General features: G+C 73.8%; 16 protein-coding genes and 1 pseudogene. 3 read left to right on the top strand and 14 right to left on the bottom strand.

The window, feature by feature from the left end; all coding sequences use genetic code 11:
- Positions 1-4 precede the first annotated feature (4 nt).
- The 6 genes from ACNYC2_RS15235 to ACNYC2_RS15260 all read right to left on the bottom strand — a co-directional run bounded on the left by ACNYC2_RS15235 (position 5) and on the right by ACNYC2_RS15260 (position 6,046).
- Entirely contained in the window at positions 5-934 is a 930-nt protein-coding gene (locus tag ACNYC2_RS15235) for a PfkB family carbohydrate kinase (protein ID WP_419702608.1), read from the bottom strand.
- The gene (locus ACNYC2_RS15240) at positions 931-1,941 is read right to left on the bottom strand and encodes a carbohydrate kinase family protein (protein ID WP_419702609.1); all 1,011 of its coding nucleotides are present in this window, start codon (positions 1,939-1,941) and stop codon (positions 931-933) included. Before ACNYC2_RS15240 ends, ACNYC2_RS15235 begins: the two co-directional genes overlap by 4 nt.
- Entirely contained in the window at positions 1,938-2,831 is an 894-nt protein-coding gene (locus ACNYC2_RS15245) for a carbohydrate ABC transporter permease (RefSeq protein ID WP_419702610.1), read from the bottom strand. Before ACNYC2_RS15245 ends, ACNYC2_RS15240 begins: the two co-directional genes overlap by 4 nt.
- Positions 2,831-3,763 carry a carbohydrate ABC transporter permease gene (locus tag ACNYC2_RS15250; protein ID WP_419702611.1) on the bottom strand — a complete coding sequence of 311 codons (933 nt, stop codon included), beginning with the start codon at positions 3,761-3,763 and terminating at the stop codon, positions 2,831-2,833. The genes ACNYC2_RS15245 and ACNYC2_RS15250 overlap by 1 nt, the downstream gene beginning before the upstream one ends.
- On the bottom strand, positions 3,760-5,088 hold the full coding sequence (locus tag ACNYC2_RS15255) for an ABC transporter substrate-binding protein (RefSeq protein WP_419702612.1): 1,329 nt from the start codon (positions 5,086-5,088) through the stop codon (positions 3,760-3,762). Before ACNYC2_RS15255 ends, ACNYC2_RS15250 begins: the two co-directional genes overlap by 4 nt.
- Before the next feature lie 70 nt (positions 5,089-5,158).
- A complete protein-coding gene (locus tag ACNYC2_RS15260) occupies positions 5,159-6,046 on the bottom strand; it encodes an SIS domain-containing protein (RefSeq protein ID WP_419702613.1) in 888 nt (295 codons plus the stop codon).
- A gap of 243 nt (positions 6,047-6,289) precedes the next feature.
- On the opposite strand from ACNYC2_RS15260, the gene ACNYC2_RS15265 reads away from it, so the two are divergent.
- The 3 genes from ACNYC2_RS15265 (at position 6,290) to ACNYC2_RS15275 (ending at position 8,350) form a co-directional block, all read left to right on the top strand.
- A complete protein-coding gene (locus ACNYC2_RS15265; RefSeq protein WP_419702614.1) occupies positions 6,290-7,390 on the top strand; it encodes an amidohydrolase family protein in 1,101 nt (366 codons plus the stop codon).
- Between the two features lie 57 nt (positions 7,391-7,447).
- Positions 7,448-8,092 (top strand): trimeric intracellular cation channel family protein, encoded by a 645-nt coding sequence (locus ACNYC2_RS15270; RefSeq protein ID WP_377139336.1) that lies wholly within the window; start codon positions 7,448-7,450, stop codon positions 8,090-8,092.
- A 108-nt stretch (positions 8,093-8,200) separates the two neighbouring features.
- Positions 8,201-8,350, top strand: coding sequence for a hypothetical protein (locus ACNYC2_RS15275; RefSeq protein ID WP_419702615.1), 150 nt, complete (start codon positions 8,201-8,203; stop codon positions 8,348-8,350).
- An 81-nt stretch (positions 8,351-8,431) separates the two neighbouring features.
- On the opposite strand, the gene pcaC is transcribed toward ACNYC2_RS15275, so the two are convergent.
- The 8 genes and pseudogenes from pcaC to ACNYC2_RS15315 form a co-directional block, all read right to left on the bottom strand.
- A complete protein-coding gene (pcaC, locus tag ACNYC2_RS15280) occupies positions 8,432-8,842 on the bottom strand; it encodes a 4-carboxymuconolactone decarboxylase (protein WP_419702616.1) in 411 nt (136 codons plus the stop codon).
- Positions 8,839-9,660 (bottom strand): alpha/beta fold hydrolase, encoded by an 822-nt coding sequence (locus ACNYC2_RS15285; protein WP_419707838.1) that lies wholly within the window; start codon positions 9,658-9,660, stop codon positions 8,839-8,841. Before ACNYC2_RS15285 ends, pcaC begins: the two co-directional genes overlap by 4 nt.
- The gene (locus tag ACNYC2_RS15290; RefSeq protein ID WP_419707926.1) at positions 9,657-10,076 is read right to left on the bottom strand and encodes a hypothetical protein; all 420 of its coding nucleotides are present in this window, start codon (positions 10,074-10,076) and stop codon (positions 9,657-9,659) included. Before ACNYC2_RS15290 ends, ACNYC2_RS15285 begins: the two co-directional genes overlap by 4 nt.
- An 82-nt stretch (positions 10,077-10,158) precedes the next feature.
- A pseudogene (locus ACNYC2_RS15295) lies at positions 10,159-10,590 on the bottom strand (lyase family protein); the annotation flags it as partial.
- 296 nt (positions 10,591-10,886) lie between these two features.
- A complete protein-coding gene (pcaG, locus tag ACNYC2_RS15300; RefSeq protein WP_419702617.1) occupies positions 10,887-11,534 on the bottom strand; it encodes a protocatechuate 3,4-dioxygenase subunit alpha in 648 nt (215 codons plus the stop codon).
- Positions 11,527-12,318 carry a protocatechuate 3,4-dioxygenase subunit beta gene (pcaH, locus tag ACNYC2_RS15305; protein ID WP_419702618.1) on the bottom strand — a complete coding sequence of 264 codons (792 nt, stop codon included), beginning with the start codon at positions 12,316-12,318 and terminating at the stop codon, positions 11,527-11,529. Before pcaH ends, pcaG begins: the two co-directional genes overlap by 8 nt.
- Complete coding sequence (locus tag ACNYC2_RS15310) at positions 12,315-14,159, bottom strand: TIM barrel protein (protein ID WP_419702619.1); 1,845 nt, start codon at positions 14,157-14,159, stop codon at positions 12,315-12,317. The genes pcaH and ACNYC2_RS15310 overlap by 4 nt, the downstream gene beginning before the upstream one ends.
- A gap of 1 nt (position 14,160) precedes the next feature.
- Complete coding sequence (locus tag ACNYC2_RS15315) at positions 14,161-15,015, bottom strand: shikimate dehydrogenase (RefSeq protein ID WP_419702620.1); 855 nt, start codon at positions 15,013-15,015, stop codon at positions 14,161-14,163.
- Positions 15,016-15,027 lie beyond the last annotated feature (12 nt).

A 15,027-nucleotide genomic window follows, 5' to 3' on the forward strand; every position in this document is an offset into this window, starting at 1 on the left:
CAGGTCAGACGGTCGTGACCCCTACCTCCTGCGCCAGGCGGCGGGCCAGGGCCGGGTCCAGGACGGCCGCGCCCGGGACCTGGGCGTTCGCCGTGCCGGCTGCCGTCGCCAGCGCCAGGGCCTCCGCCAGGTCGGCGCCGTCGTCGAGCGCGACGAGCAGGCCGCCGAGGAACGAGTCGCCGCTGCCCACCGGGAAGCCGCCCGTGTGGCCGGTGAGCCGGGCCCGCAGGATCCGGTCGCCGTCGGTCGCCCAGGCTCCGGCGGCGCCGTCGGTGATGACGACCAGCCCTCCGGTCCCCGCCTGCACGGCGGCGAGCAGCTCCGGCACGGACGGCTCGGGGCCAGCACCACCCACGCCCACCAGCTCCAGCGCCTCCGCGCGGTTGACCTTCACGAGGTCCGGCCGGGCGCCGACGGCGTCGCGCAGCGCCGCGCCGTGGCTGTCGACGGCGATCCGGACCCCGGCGTCGTGCAGGCGCCGCACCGCGTCGGCGAGCAGGCCGTCAGGGGCGGACTCCGGCAGGCCGCCCGAGATCAGCCACCACCCCGGCCGGGCCGCGGCCAGCCCGACGGCGGCGTCCAGGGCCGCCGCCGCGGTGGCCGCGGAGACGGGGACCGCACGCTCGTAGACCTCGGTGAGCCGCCCGGTGCCTACCGAGAAGATCGAGACGCAGGTGCGCGTCGGCTGCTCACCGGGCACCACGTGCAGGTCGACGCCGTCGGCCCGGGCCCCGTCCGCGACGTCCTGCCCCGCGCCCGCGCCCAGCACCGCCACGGCCGAGACCCGCGCGCCGAGGGCCGCGGCCGCGCGCGCCGCGTTGAGCGCCTTGCCGCCCGCCACGCGGTGCACCGAGCGCGGGCGCTGGATCCCTGCCAGCTCGTCGACGACGTACGTGACGTCGAGCGACGGGCTGAGCGCTATCGCGGAGATCACCGCGCGAGCTCCCGCTCCAGGTCGCTGCGGGTGGCCTGCCGTCCGGTCCCGCCGGAGCCGAGCGTCGACAGGGAGCCCGCGACGGTGGCCCACCGCACGCGCTCCCCTTCGTCCGGGACGCCGTACGCCAGGGCCGCCAGGTAGCCGGCGTCGAAGCTGTCCCCCGCCCCGGTCGTGTCCACGACGTCGACCACGACGCCCGGCGCGCGCACGACGGCGCCGTCGGAACCGACCGACCAGCCGCCGTCGGCCCCGTCCTTGACGACCACCCGCGGGCCGCGGCGGGCGATGCGGACCGCGAGCGCGACGTCGTCCAGCTCTGCCGGTTCGCCGAGTGCGCCCGCGATGGCCCGCAGCTCGTTGCGGTTGGGCAGCAGCAGGTCGAGGTGCGGCAGGACGGCGTCGAGCCCCGCCCACTCCTCCCCCGGGTCCCAGTTGGTGTCGAGGCTCGTGGCCCAGCCCTGCGCGCGGGCGCGGACGAGCACGCCGGGCAGGTCGCCGGCCAGGCTCGGCTGGAGAAAGTAGGAGGCGACGTGCAGCAGCCCCGGCGCGCTCCGCGCGTCGAGCACCCGGCTGACCCGCTCGCCGGTGAGGGTCGGGATGGTCCCCGGCACCGTGAGGATCGCCCGGTCCTCGGGCGTGGAGAGGATGACGGAGAGCCCGGTGGGCTCGCCGTCCGCCACCTCGACGGAGCCGACGTCGACACCGCACGCGCGCAGGGCGTCGAGCGTGAACGTGCCGAACGTGTCGGCCCCCACGCGCGCCACCAGCGACGTCGGCACGCCCAGGCGTGCGACGCCCGACGCCGCGATGGACGCCGAGCCACCGAGCACCAAGTCGCCCGAGTCGGCGAGCTGTTCGGCCTGGCCGAAGCGCGGCACGACGTCGCCGCGCAGGACGAGGTCGACGTTCGCGTCCCCCGCGACGACGACGGGCAGCGGTGCGCGCGGTGCGTCGGCGGCCGCATCAGCGGCATCGGTGCCGGCGGCCGGGTCGAGCTCGGTCATCCCTTGACTCCTGTGAACGTCATGGTGGCGATGAACTGCTTCTGCGCGAAGACGAAGAAGAGGATCAGGGGCAGCGTCGCGACGACGTTGCTCGCCATGAGCAGCGACCAGTCGGTGCGGCGCGCGCCCTGGAAGTTGGTGATGCCGAGCTGGAGCGTGAACGCGCTGGGGTCGTTGATCGCGATCAGCGGCCAGACCAGGTCGTTCCAGGAGCTCAGCAGCGTGAAGATGGCCAGCGTGGCGAGCGCCGGCCGCGCGAGCGGCAGGATGATCCGCCAGAACGTCCCCCAGCGGGAGCAGCCGTCGAGCAGGGCTGCCTCCTCCAGCTCCGCGGGCAGCGACAGGAAGAACTGGCGCATCAGGAAGATCCCGAACACGGAGGCGAGCCACGGGACCATCGCCGCGGCGAGCGTGTCGATGATGCCGACCCGGGCGAACATCACGTAGGTGGGCACCATGAGGAGCTGGGTCGGGATCATGATCGTGGCGATGATCATGAGGAACCCGACGTTGCGTCCCGGAAACTTCAGCCGCGCGAAGCCGTAGCCCGCGAGCGAGCACAGGGCGAGGTGGGAGACCACCGCGACCAGGGAGACCAGCACCGTGTTGCCGGTCCACAGGAGCACGTCGGTGTCGCGGAACAGCTTCACGTACCCGTCGAGCGTGAGCTCGGAGGGGAAGAAGCGCGGCGGGAACCGGTTGATCTCCGACTCGGGTGTCAGCGAGGTCAGGAACATCTGCACGAACGGCGTGGCGAACAGCCATGCCACGGGTATGAGCAGGAGGTGCGGCCAGCCCGCCCACCGCCTGTGGCGCGGCAGCGGCTCGGCCGCCTCGGTGGCCGACGGCGGCGCAGGGAGCGGCCCGGCGGGAACGCGGATCAGGGTCATCAGAATCCACCTACCGTGCTGCGGCGCGAGTAGATCGTCACGCCGATGGTGATCGCGAGGGTGACGGCGAACAGCCCGTAGGCCACCGCCGACGCGTAGCCGAACTCGAGGTCCTTGAAGGCCGAGGTCCAGAGGTAGTACACGATCGTCTCGGTGGCCTTCAGCGGCCCGCCGCGGGTGGTCGTGTACACGAGGTCGAAGAGCTGGATCGCCTGGATCGTCTGCCAGATCGCCACGAACACCGTCACGGGCGCGAGCTGCGGGAACGTCACGTGCCAGAACGACTGCCAGCGGTTGGCGCCGTCGACACGCGCGGCCTCCTCGAGCTCGGCGGGGATGTCCTGGAGCGCGGCGAGGTAGATGACGGTGGTGAACGCCGCCTGCCCCCACAGCGACATGATCGCGAGGACCGCCATCGCCTGGTGCGGGTCCTCAAGCCAGCCCTGTTGCGGCAGCCCGATGACCCGCAGCACGTTGTTGACGAGCCCGAACTGGGGGTTGAACAGGTACGTCGTGAGGATGCCCGTCGCGGCGGCGGACACGACGAACGGCAGGAAGATCAGGGTGCGGTACAGGCCGACCAGCACGATGCGCCGGTTGAGCGCCACGGCGAGGCCCAGGCCGAGCAGCACCGAGGCCGGCACGAACAGCGCGGTGTACAGCAGGGTGTGCCCGGCGGCCGCCGCGAGGTCCGCGTCGGTCGCCATCTCGCGGTAGTTGTCGAACCCGACGGACTCGGGCGTGGAGAACCCGTTCCAGTCCTGCAGGGAGAGCAGGAACGCCCAGACCGCGGGGAAGATCGACAGGCCCAGCACGATGAGGGTCGCGGGCGCGACGAACCCCCACCCGGTGAGGCCGTCCCGGACCCGGCGGGCCGAGGCGGGCCGCCGGTCCGGGACGGCCCGCCGGGTCCGGACGGCGGTCGCCGTCACTTGTCCGCCAGGGCGGCCGTCGCTTCGTCGGCGGCCCGCGACAGCGCCTCGGCCGGCTCGCCCTGCCCCTGCAGCACCTGGGAGATCGCGGTGCCGATCGCCTCCGAGAGGTTGACGTAGCCCGGGACGGTCGGCCGCGGGATCGTCGCGTTCACGCTGTTCTCGGCCATCACGTCGAGGCCGGGCATCTCCTCGACCTGCGCCTGGAACTCGGGCGACCCGACCTCGCTCTCGCGCAGCGGGAGGTTGCCGTAGACGACGTTCCAGCGCACGTCCTGCTCCGGGTCGGTGAGCCACTTCGTGAACTCGTACGACCAGTACTCACGGTTGACGTCCTGGTGGTCGAACAGCACCCACAGGTCCGCACCCGAGATCGTCGTGTGCTCGCCGTCGGTCCCGGGCAGCGGCACGACGCCGTAGTCCGTCCCGGCGACGCCGAGGTCGTACAGCGACCACGGGCCCGAGGTGATCATGCCGATCTGGTCGCTCGCGAAGATCTGGCCGAACTTGGTGTCGGTCTGGTCGAGGTACACCGACTCGTCCTCGACGGCCATGTCCCGCAGCAGGGTGAGCGCCTCCACGCCGGCCTCCGAGTCGAAGGTCGCCTCGGTCCCGGACTCGTCGAGGATCTCGCCGCCGTTCTGCCACAGGTGCGGCCAGAACTGCCACGTGGTCTCCTCCGAGCCGGAGACCGAGTACGCGTACCCGTAGGTGCTCGTGGCCGGGTCGGTGAGCTCCTTCGCGGCGGTGCGGAAGTCGTCCCACGTCCAGTCGGCGGTCGGGTACTCGACGCCGGCCTCGTCGAAGACCGTCTTGTTGTAGATCAGGGACAGGTTGTCCACGACGGCGGGGAACCCGATGGTGGCGTCGCCCGTCGGCCGGGCCGTGGCCTGCGCCGCACCCGAGAACTCGTCCCAGCCGACGGCGGGGTCGGCCACCTGCTCGGTGATGTCGAGCGTCCGCTCGGACTCCGCGAGCTCGCTCGCCCACGAGCCGAACGCGTAGGAGATGTCGGGGTAGGTGCCGCCGGCGAACGACGACGAGAGCTTCTGGAGCAGGTCCTCGGTCGACGGCGCCCCCGACGAGATCTCGATGGTCACGTTGGGGTGCTCCTCCTCGAACTCCTCGGCGAGCCCCGTGAGGATGGTCTGGGCCTGGTCGGCCTGTCCGGTCCACCAGGTGAGCGTGACGTCGGCCTCCTTGTCGAGCGTCGTCGCCCCCTGCGCACCCGATGCGCACGAGGCGAGCAGAGCCGTCGTCGTGAGCAGGGCGGCGGCGCCGGCGGCGGCCCGTCCTCGGGAGGTACCTCTGTGTTGACGCAGCATGATCGTCCTCGTCTCTTCTGCGTACTTCGCTGTCTTCTGTGGGTAGTACTTTCAGCCGTGCGGCTCGGGTTCAGCCGAGCACCACCGAACGGGTCAGGTGCCGGGGGTGGTCCGCGTCCAGCCCGCGCGCCCCCGCGAGCTCGACGGCGAGGCGCTGCGCCTGTACCAGCTGGACCAGCGGATCGAGGTCCCAGTGCTGGACGGTCGCGCCCGTGCGCTCGATGTCGGCGGCGAGCGCCGGGTCGGCGTCGCCGAAGAGCGTCACCAGGCTGGTCTCCCCCGCCACCGCGACGGGTCCGTGGCGGTAGTCGAGCGCCGGGTAGGACTCCGACCAGGCCTGCGCGGCCTCGCGGATCTTGAGCGCGGCCTCCTGGGCGAGCCCGTAGCTCCAGGACCTGCCCAGAAAGACGAAGTGGTCGAAACGTGAAGGCTCCACGGGGAGGGGCGCGGCGAGCGCCTCCGCCGCCTGGTCCAGCACCGGGGACAGGTCCTCGCCGAACCCGGTGCGTGCCAGCGCCAGGACCGACGTCGGGAAGCGCGTCTGGACCACCGACTCCTCGTCCGCGAAGTCCAGCACGAGCGCCTCGTCGGCAACCTCGGCCACCGGGGAGCCGGCCACGCCGACGACTGCCGCCCGGACCGTGCCCGCCGGGACGAGAGCGAGCGCCTCGAGCACCTCGCTCGTGGTGCCCGAACGGCTGATCACGACCACCCGGTCGTAGGCGCGGCCCGGCGTCCACTCCGACGCGTAGGCGGCGTCGGTCTCGCCGTGCCCCGCCCGCTCGCGCAGGACGGCGACCGACTCGGCGACGAACGCGCTGGTGCCGCAGCCGAGCAGCAGGACCCGCTCGCCCGGCCGGCCGAGCACCCGCGCACCCTCCCTGGCCGCGGCGACGGCGCGTGCCCAGACCTCGGGCTGGCTGCGGATCTCCCGCTCTGTCGTGGTGCTGATGCTCACGTGCAGCTTCCTGTCGTCGTCCGGGGCGCCCGCTGCCGGGCGCCGTGCTCGGCGCCGACTGCCCGGCCCCGTCGACGCCCATCGTGCTCGACAGTTGCGCGGCAGTCACCAAGACTGGCGAACTCGATCACTCTGAGTGATTGAATCGCGTAACAAGTCGGCAATCTGCTCAGCCATGCCTGATCCTCGGGGACGTCCCGCTCACGTCGAGCACTTTCCAGCACCGTCGCCGAGGAGCCAGTAATGAGCCACGACCACAGCCCCCTCGGGGCCACGGGCACCACCACCACGCCGGTACCCGACCTCCGGCTCGTGGACTGGGCGCCGCGGCCCCAGGTCAGCGTGCCCGCTACCCGGGTCACGCGCGCGTCGGTGCCCGCGATCGACATGCACAACCACCTCGGACGCTGGCTCACCACCGACTGGTGCGCACCCGACGTCGCGGCGCTGCTCCGGATGATGGACGACGCGGGCCTGGCGACCGTCGTCAACCTCGACGGGCTGTGGGGCGACGAGCTGGAGGCCAACCTCGACCGGTACGACCGCGCCCACCCGGGGCGGTTCGTGACGTTCTGCCAGGTCGACTGGACCCTCCTGCGCCACCGCGACGGCGAGCGCCGGATCCAGGACCAGCTGCGCGACAGCGCCGCGCGCGGCGCCCGCGGGCTCAAGGTGTGGAAGAACGTCGGCCTCACGGTCGTGGGGCCCGACGGCGAGCTCGTGGCACCGGACGACCAGCGCGTGGTCGACGTGCTCGCCCTGGCCGGCGAGCTCGGGCTGCCCGCCCTCGTCCACGTCGCGGACCCGAAGGCGTTCTTCGAGCCGCTGGACGCCCACAACGAGCGGTTCGACGAGCTCGCCGGCCAGCCCGACTGGTCGTTCGCCGACCGGGGCCGCTACCCGTCGTTCGACCAGCTCCTGGACGCGTTCGAGCGGCTGCTGGTCGCGACGCCCGGGACGCAGTACATCGGCGCGCACGTCGGCTGCGTCGCCGAGGACCTCGACCGCGTCGAGCGGCTGCTGCGCACGGCGCCGAACCTCGCCGTCGACATCGCGGGCCGGCTCGGCGAGCTCGGCCGGCAGCCCCGGCGGTTCCGCCGGCTCGTCGAGGCGTTCCCCGACCGCGTCCTCTTCGGCACCGACGCCTTTCCGCTCTCCCCCGAGCAGCTCGAGGTCTACCTCCGCTTTCTCGAGACCGACGACGAGTGCTTCGACTACGCGCCGGGCGAGGAGGTCCCGCCCCAGGGCCGCTGGCAGATCTCCGGCGCCGACCTGCCCGGGCACCTGCTGCCCGCCCTGTACGCGGGCAACGCCCGCCGGGTGCTCGGGCTCGACCGCGGCTGATCGTCCCGTTCCGCTCTACGCTTGCCTGTCAGCGTCTCCCGCGGAAAGGAGCCCCACGTGGCGTGGACGTCGCTCGCCCTGGACCTCCTGGGCGTCTTCTTCTTCGCGGTGTCGGGCTCGCTGCTCGCTGTCCGGCGCGAGTTCGACATCGTCGGCTCGCTCCTCCTGGGCACCTGCGTGGGTCTCGGCGGAGGCATCCTGCGGGACGTGATCATCGACGCCGGCGTCCCGCGCGCGTTCGACTCGCCGATCTACCTGGTCCCGCCGGTCGTCGCAGCAGTGGTCGTGTACTTCTTCGCCCACGCCGTGCAGCGCTTCCACAACCTCCTGCTCACCTTCGACGCCGCGGGCATGGCGCTCTTCTCCGTCACCGGCACGCTGGTGGCGCTCGCGGCGGGCATGAACCCGACGGCGGCCGCGATCCTCGGCGTGGTCACCGCCGTCGGCGGCGGCGTGATCCGCGACGTGGTCGCCAACGACGTGCCGCAGATCTTCCGCGCCCGCGGGCTGTACGCGATCCCCGCGCTGATCGGGGCCGCCCTGACCAGCCTCGCCTCCTGGGCGGGCTGGTTCGGTGTCGGCACCGGGACGGCGATCGCCGCGGTGGTGTTCGCCCTGCGGATGGTCTCCCTGCGGTACCGCTGGGGAGCGCCGCCCGCCGGCGGCCACCACGGCACGCCGCAGCTGCCGCCGGCGGTCTGAGCCGGTTCCCGGGATGCCGAATATGACCGAGATGCGAGTAACCGCGAACAGGGGCACTGTCGTATCAGCACGGCGCGACAATGTGCCGTGAGGAGGAAGGAGATCAACATGCCTACGTGGCTCATTCTCATCCTGGTCGGCGTGGCACTCGTGATTCTCGGTGTCGCCACGGAGATCGGACAGTTCCTCATCTGGATCGGCGCGATCGTCCTCGTGATCAGCCTGGTCCTCGGCCTGATGGGCCGCACCCGGACCTAGTGCCGGTACGCACCAGACCTCTCCAGGCCGCGATCTGCTGATGCCCCCGGCAGGTCGCGGCCTGGGCCGTTCCCACCACCCTCAGTCCAGCCCTTCCTCGCCCAGCACCTCCTGGGCGATGGCGAACGCGCGGTTGGCGCTCGGCACCGAGCAGTAGACCGCGGTCTGGAGCAGCACCTCCCCGATCTCGTCGGCGCTCAGCCCGTTGCGCACGGCGGCGCGGACGTGCATGGCCAGCTCGTCCCAGTGGCCGCCCGCCACGAGCGCGGTGAGGGTGATCATGGAGCGGGTGCGCCGGTCGAGCCCTGGTCTGGTCCAGATCTCGCCCCACGCGTACCGGGTGACGAGGTCCTGGAAATCGGCGGTGAACGATGTGGTGCCCGCGACGGCGCGGTCCACGTGCGCGTCACCGAGCACCTCGCGGCGCACGGTGGCGCCGGCGTCGTGGCACTCGTCCGCGCCGGTTCCGGCAGCATCCGGGAGGTCCGTCATGCCGCCACCCACCCCGCCACCAGGTCCCTGACCAGCGCGGCAATCGTCTGCGGCCGCTCGGCGGGCACCAGGTGCGCCGCCCCGTCGAGCACCCTCAGCCGTGCCCCCGGGACGGCCTGCGCGATCTCCGCCAGCCGCGCGGGCGGCGTCGCCCGGTCCGAGCCGCCCGCTATCGCCACGACAGGGACGTCGACGACGCCGAGCCGCCCCCGCAGGTCGTGGCCGCCCAGCGCCCGGCACACCGCCGCGTAGCCGAACCGGTCGGCGGTCTGGAGGTCGGCCAGGAGCCGCAGGGCGACCTCCGGTGCGCGGTCCAGGAACCCCGGTGCGAACCACCGTCCGGCCGCCGCCTCCACCTGGGTCGGGGTGCCCGCCCGCTGCACCAGGGCGGCGCGCTCGGCCCATGCGGTCGGTTCCCCGAACCGTGTGGCGGTGCAGATCAGCGCCGCGCCGAGCACCCTGCCAGGTGCGTCCAGCAGCAGCCGCTGGCCGACCGCGCCGCCGACCGAGACCCCCGCGTACCAGAACGGCGCCCCGGCGTCGCCGCGCCGTGCCTGTGCCCGCTCGACCACGCCGAGGACGGCGGTCGCGAGGTCGCCGACGGTGAGCCCGTCGAGCTCACCGGGCGCGGGCGGCGGTGCGGTGCCGTGGCCGGGCAGGTCCCAGCCGATCACGTCCAGGTCATCGCCCAGCAGCCTCGCCGTGTCCGACCAGAGCGCGGCGACCGAGGTGCCCAGCGAGGGCCCGAGGACCAGCAGCGGACGCGTCGCGTCCCGCAGCGTGAGCTCGACGGCGCCGAGCCGGGGCCGCGTGGTCACGGCTCCTCGCTCGTCCGGCGACCGCCGGCAGAGTCGCCGAACCGGCCGAGCACCCGGTCCACCACCGCGGCCGCCGCGCCGACGTCGGGCGCCCGTCCGACGTCGGGCAGGCCGGCGCGCAGGTTCCGGTCGACGGCGTCGGCGTCCACCTCGAGACCCTCCAGGAGCCCCGCGACAGCGCGGGCCGACGCCACGGTGTGCCGGGCGAGCTGCTGCAGGGCCGGCCACTCGGCGTGCCACGCGCCGTCCGACCGCTCGTCGACGGCGAGACCGGCGGCCGCCAGCACCTGTGCCGCCAGGTGCGGCGCGGCGATCGCCGAGCGCCGCACCAGCACCGACAGCACGGGGTTGCGCTTGTGCGGCATCGCCGACGACGCCCCGCGTCCCGGCGCGGCCGGTTCGCGCAGCTCGCCCACCCCGGGGCGGACCCCCCTGCAGGACGTCGTTCGCCACCTTGCCGAGCGCCGCGCACACCTCCGCGAGCGCCGACGCGACCCGGACGAAGGGCGTGCGCGTGACGTGCCACGGGCCGGGCCCGACGGGCAGCCCCAGCTCGTCGCCCCAGGCCTCGACCAGCGCGAACGGGTCGCAGTCGGCGACGGGGTCGCCGTCGGCCAGGTCGCTCACGCCCGACAGCTCGCCGGCCGCGCCGCCGTAGGCCAGCGGCAGGGCCTCGGCGGTCTCCGCGAGGAAGGCCCGGGCCGGGTCGAGGCCCTGGAGCCAGCCCGCGAACCGGGCGCCCAGCGTGGTCGGGACGGCGGCCTGGGCGAGGGTGCGGCCGAGCGCCGGCCGGCCGCGGTGGTCCTCCGCGAGGCGGGCCGCGGCGGTGACGGCCCGCCGGAGGTCGGCGTGGACGTCGCGTGCCGCGTCGCGGAGCACCAGGACGAGGGCCGTGTCGAGCACGTCCTGCGACGTCAGCCCGGCGTGCACGAGCGGGGCGAGGTCCGGTCCCGCCGCGGCGCGCAGCTCGGCGACGAGCGGGATGACCGGGTTGCCTCCCCCCGGCGCTCGCGCGGGCCACCCGGGTGGCGAGGTCCAGCGCGGCGTCGTCCGGGCCGGCCAGGCGTTCGACGACGGCGTCCAGCCCGCCGCCGCCCCGGTGCCTCGTGAGGACGCGCACCCACGCCGCCTCGGTGCGCAGCATCGCCCGCAGCACGGCTACGTCGTCGGTCACCGCGGCCGGGGAACCGGGGGCGAGGTCCGCGCCGGGGGTGAGCAGGCCGACGTCAGGCATCGATGCCGTCCCGTCCGGCCGCGGCGGCCGGGACGGAGGCGCGGGCGTCCGTGCGGTCGTACGTGAGGAACACGGTCTCCTCCTCCCCTGGTGGCCCGCCCTGGAGGCGGAGGTCGAAATGGAGCGAGCCGTCGGGCTCGTCGCGGGCGATCAACGTCGCCCGTCGCTCGGGCCCGAGCGAGCCGAGCAGCGGGTCCGAGGCCGCGGCGTCCGGCAGGTAGGCGCGCGTGAACAGGCGGTCCTGCAGGCCGCGCGCGAAGACGGTCACGGCGAAGAACGGCGCCCGGCCCGGCTCGGTGGCGCCCGGACGCAGCGTGCGGAACCAGTAGCCGCCCTCGCGGTCGGTCTCGGCGCGGCCCCAGCCGGTGAAGGTGCCGTCGCGCAGGATCGAGCCGCTCCGGCGCACGACGGCGCCCGCCGGGTCGGCCTGCCAGATCTCGATCAGCGCGTCGGGGACCGGCGCGCCCGCGCCGTCGTACACGGTCCCGTGCAGTCGGACGGCGCCCGGGGCGCCCGCCTCGACGAGCTCGTTGCCGCCCGAGTAGGGCAGCGCGTAGCCGAAGAAGGGGCCGACGGTCTGGCCGGGAGTCGGTGGGAGCAGGGGCCTCGGTGGCAGGGCCTTCGTGGCGGGCTCACTCATCGCCGTCCTCCGGTTCGGTCCAGGTGCGGTGCGACCCGGTCAGCACGACGTCCCAGCGGTAGCCGGTGGCCCACTCGTGCTCCGACAGGTCGTGGTCGTAGGCCGCCACGAGCCGGTCGCGGGCTCGGGCGTCCTGGATCGACTGGTAGATCGGGTCCAGGGCGAAGAGCGGGTCCCCGGGGAAGTACATCTGCGTGACGACGCGTTGCGTGAGCTCCCGCCCGAACAGCGAGAAGTGGATGTGCGCGGGACGCCACGCGTTGAAGTGGTTCTTCCACGGGTACGGGCCCGGCTTGATGGTCTGGAACCGGTACCAGCCGTCGTCGTCGGTCAGCATCCGCCCGACCCCGGTAAAGTTGGGGTCGATCGGCGCCGGATGCTGGTCCCGCTTGTGGACGTACCGGCCCGCGGCGTTCGCCTGCCAGACCTCGACGAGCTGACGGCGCACCGGCCGGCCCTCCCCGTCGACGACGCGCCCGCGCACCACGATCCGCTCCCCGATCGGCTCGCCGTGGTGCTGCACGGTCAGGTCGGCCTCCAGCGCGCCGATGTCGCGCTCGCCGAAGACCGGGGCGAACAGCTCGATGGTCTCCGGGTCGGCGTGGTGCAGGTCCTTGGTCGGGTGCCGCAGCAGCGAGCTGCGGTAGGGCGGCCAGTCGAGGCGCGGGCCGGACTCCGCCGGGGCACCGCGGTCCAGGCCCTGCTCGTAGGCGCGGTGCGCGGCTTCGATCTCGGCGCTGAGCTGCGCCTGCGAGGCGAGCGGCCCGGCGGGGTCCGGCGTCATCGTGTCCCCCTGTCGAGCCGGTCCTGGGCGGCGAGCAGGACCGGCGTGTTGTCGCCCGCGTAGACGTCGTACCCGCCAACCCGCTGCACGACCTCGAAGCAGACGCGGCCGACGCGCGGCGTGTAGAAGTGCCAGAACTCGCCGGTCTCCGAGCGGTCGAACATGAGCTGGTGCTCGCGCAGGAGGGTCAGCGTCGCCTCGTCGAGGGCGAACCGGGCCCGCAGGTCGTCGTAGTAGTTGTCGGGTACGGGCACCGGGCGGAGCCCGCGGTCCCGGGCCCGCCGGGCGACCGCTACGACGTCGGTGCAGGCCAGCGCTATGTGCTCGGGGTGCGACACCCCGACGGGCGCGACGTTCAGCGAGACGCGCACCGCGCCGCTCGGGGTGCGCATCACCTGGCTGCGGACCAGGCCCTGCGGTCCGGCGGCCTCGGTCGCCGTCGGCTTCTCCAGCCCCAGCACGCTGGTGTAGAACAGCACCGCCTCGTCGTGGGCGTCCCAGCCGTGCGAGACGTTGACGTGGTCGATCCCGGTGATCTCACCCGCGCCGCCGGCCCGGCCGCGGTCGAACTCGGCGGCCCAGGCGGGCTCCTCGCCGTCCTGCGTCCGGTCGCGGCGGTCGTTGAGGAACACCTCCAGGCCGCTGGGCGCCACGAACCCGGCGAGGTCCTGCTCGCCGTCCTGGGTCCTGCGGGGTGCGGCACGGACCGCCAGCGCGCGGGCCCGGTCGCCGGCCACCGAGGCGTCGGCCACGCCGAAGCCGATGCCCGCCAGGTGCGGGTCGAGGTCCCGCGCGTGCTGCTCGTTGAGCACTATCCGGGCGTCGCCGGACGCCCACAGCCGGACCGGCTTGGTGCGGTGCTGGCCGCGGAAGGTGAGGCCGATCTGGTCGAGCAGCACCTCGACCCCGCTGGTGTCCTCGGCCTTGATCTCCACGTAGTCGTACCCGGTGGGCACGTCGACGTCGGCGATCCGGCGGAGGCCGGCCCCACCGTTCCCGGAGACGGCCGCCCCGCCGTCGTCGGTCAGGAGCCGGGCCGCCCGGTCCTCGAGCCAGACCAGGGAACGGAGCGCATGCTCCGCCGTACGCACGGTGTCGGTCTGCCGGAAGACGTCGTTGAAGACCTCCAGCGAGAGCGGGCCGGTGTACCCGGCGCGGACGAGGTGGGTCACGAACCGGCCGAGGTCCCACACGCCCTCCCCCGGGAACAGGCGGTGGTGCCGGCTCCAGGAGAGCACGTCCATGCCGAGGTCGGGCGCGTCGGCGAGCTGGACGAAGAAGATCTTCTCGCCGGGGATGTCCTCGATCCCGGCCGGGTCGTGCCCGCGGGAGAGGATGTGGAAGCTGTCGAGGCAGACCCCGACCGCCTCGTGGTCGGCGAGCTGCGCGATGCGCCAGGAGCGGCGGTAGTCGTCGACGTACCGGCCCCAGGCGAGCGCCTCGTACGCGACCCGGATCCCGAAGGACGCGGCAAGGTCGCCCAGGCGGCGCAGCTGCTCGGCGGCGACCCGGTCGGAGCCGACGGTCGCGGTGGCGACGTTGCTGCAGACCAGCACGGTGCCGATACCGAGGCGGCGCATGGTCGTGAACCGTTCCCGTGCCCGGCGCAGGTTCTCCTCCAGCAGGTCCGGAGTGACGCCCTCGAAGTCCCGGAAAGGCTGGTAGAGGTCGAGGCTCAGGCCGAGCCGGTCCGCGAGCGCCCGGATCTCCTCGGGGCTGCGGTCGCCCACGACGAGGTCGGGCTCGAAGATCTCGACGCCGTCGAACCCGGCGTCGGCGCACGCGTAGAGCTTGTCCTCCAGACTGCCGCTGAGGCAGACGGTGGCGATCGACCTGTGCATGTCAGCCCTCCGTCACGAGCTGGTCGAAGTGGGCGTGCATCCGGCCGACGTCGGGTTCGAGGCCGGTGATCAGGCGCAGGCTCTCCACCGCCTGGCCGACGGCCATCCCGCCGCCGTCGAGCGTCGGCAGGCCGCGGGCCCGGGCGCGCCGGAGGAGCTCGGTCTCCAGCGGCCGGTAGACGACCTCGGCGACCCAGGCGCCGGGACGGAGCCGGTCGACGTCGAACGCGACGCCCGGGTGCTCGGCCATGCCCACCGGCGTGACGTGGACGACGCCGTCCGCCCGGGGCAGCCAGACGTCGAGCGAGCCGCCACTGCCGCGCAGCGCACCCGGGAAGCGGCCGATCATCGCCTCGACCGCCGCCGGGGCGACGTCGTGCACGACCACCGGGTCGAACCCCAGGTCGAGCAGCGCCGACGCGGTGGCGAGCCCCGCGCCCCCCGCACCGATCTGGAGCACGGTGCCGCCGGGCCGTCGGTCACCGGTACGGAGGTCGCCGAGAAATCCCTCCAGCGCGGCGCGGAAACCCGTGACGTCGGTGTTGTGCGCGGTGCGCCGGCCGCCGCCGAGCAGCACCAGGTTGGCGGAGCCGAGACGGCGCACGACCGGACTGAGGTCGGCCACGTGACCCAGCACCGCCTGCTTGAACGGGTGGGTCACGTTGGCCGCGTCGAAGCCGGCGTCCTCCAGGCGTTGCAGCTCAACACCCAGGTCCACCGCGCGGCGCCCGCTGAGGTCGACGGTCCGGTACTCGTAGTCCAGCCCGAGCCGCCGCGCCTCCGCCATGTGCAGCGCGGGCGACAGCGACGGCTTGATGCCGTTGCCGAGCAGGGCCACCCGGTAGCCGCGACTCACGGTGCGCCCGTC

The organism is Promicromonospora sp. NFX87, from assembly GCF_048564965.1.
GTDB lineage: Bacteria > Actinomycetota > Actinomycetes > Actinomycetales > Cellulomonadaceae > Promicromonospora.